This window comes from Candidatus Saccharimonadia bacterium (genome assembly GCA_035544015.1).
GTDB lineage: Bacteria > Patescibacteriota > Saccharimonadia > UBA4664 > UBA4664 > UBA5169.
Map to the genome: position 1 here is coordinate 1 of DATKIP010000105.1, position 1,703 is coordinate 1,703.

The 1,703-nt window shown below is 63.8% G+C and carries 1 protein-coding gene; it reads left to right on the forward strand.

The window, feature by feature from the left end; all coding sequences use genetic code 11:
* The first annotated feature begins 244 nt into the window (after window positions 1-244).
* Window positions 245-1,501, forward strand: coding sequence for an IS110 family transposase (locus VMT30_08915; protein HVQ45049.1), 1,257 nt, complete (start codon window positions 245-247; stop codon window positions 1,499-1,501).
* The last annotated feature ends 202 nt before the right edge of the window (window positions 1,502-1,703 follow it).

A 1,703-nucleotide genomic window follows, 5' to 3' on the forward strand; every position in this document is an offset into this window, starting at 1 on the left:
TCGCTGCGCTCCACCCATCCTGTACCCTTTCAAGTGTTTGGCGCCAGTCTAACGATGTAGACTGGCAGCACGGGCCGATCTTCCGGGAGCAGCCTTACCCATCTGTGCCTAGAGCACCAGCGTAGGACCCGCGCCCCGGTGGAGCGGCCGCGATCGAGATCCAATAGGAGGTCGCGCCGAGAGCGCCGGTACAGGGATCGATCAGGATCGCGGTGGCCCGCTTCGAACGAGGGAGGTCTCAACAATGATCGACGATATGCAATGGTTCGTCGGGATCGACTGGGCAACGCAGAGCCACCGCGTCTGCCTGCTTGATGTCGAAGGACGACATGTCAATGAGCGTGACTTCGCGCATGGAGGAGCCGGGCTGACGGAGTTGCGCGATTGGCTGCTTGAGAAGACCAAAGCCGCACCGGGCCAGATCGCAGTGGCGATCGAGACCCCGCACGGCCCGGTGGTCGAGATGCTTCTCGATCACGCGTTCGGTGTCTTCGCCATCAATCCCAAGCAGCTCGACCGGTTCCGCGACCGCTTCACCGTCGCTGGCGCCAAGGATGACAGCCGCGACGCCCGTGTGCTCGGCAGTTCACTGCGCACCGATCGCCAGGCCTTCCGCCGCCTTGCGGTCGATGATCCCTTGATGATCGAGTTGCGCGAGTGGTCGCGCATGGCCGACGAACTGCAACAAGAACGCACGCGTCTGGCCAATCGGGTTCGCCAGCAACTGTGGCGGTACTATCCGCAGGCCATCGAGCTGACCGACGATGTCGCGGACGATTGGTTTCTGGCACTTTGGCAACAGGTGCCGACACCCGCCACCGCCGCAAAGGCGTCCGAGAAGACGATCACGCGCTTCCTCAAGGACCATCGCATCCGTCGCCTCGATGCTGCGACAGTGCTGCAGACCTTGCGACAGACGCCGCTGTTCGTGGCGCCAGGCACCACGGAAGCCGCATGCGCGCATATCCGCAACCTCGCGGCGCGGCTGTGCCTGGTCAATCAGCAGATCAAGGAGGCGCACCGGGCTCTCGACGGTCTCTGTACCAAGCTCGAAGCGCCGACGGAGAGCTCGTCGGGGCAGAACCGTGAGCAGCATGACGTGGCGATCCTTCGCTCCTGGCCCGGAATCGGCAGAATCGTCCTCGCCACGCTGCTCACCGAGGCCACCGAGCCTCTGCGTACACGAGATTACCACGCCTTGCGGGCCTTGGCAGGCACGGCTCCGGTCACCCGGCGCAGCGGCAAACAATGCTTCGTGATCCGTCGCCTTGCCTGCAACAAACGGCTGCAAAACGCCGTCCACCACTGGTCGCGCGTCGCCATTCAGCACGATGCCGCCGCAAGGCGACGTTACGATGCGTTGCGGCGACGCGGCCACGGCCATGCACGCGCCTTGCGCACTGTCGGCGATCGTTTGCTCTATGCCCTGTGCACGACGCTCAAGCGGCGGATGCCGTATGACCCCAATTGCCAGACCGCGCAGGTGACCGCCGGCCAGTAAACCTCATTCCTTTGTTCGACCCCTTACGGCCATTCCTTCGTCCCGACCTGCCGATCGGCAGAGCGCCGCGCACAGATGTTGTCCAGGATGCCATTCGGCACCGGCGTAGCCGGCGCGAAGCGTCCTGGACAGCAGCGAGCACGGCGCTACTCTTGCCTCAAGGCGACTTTGAAACCACTTGAAAAAGGGTAGGAGGTCCTAC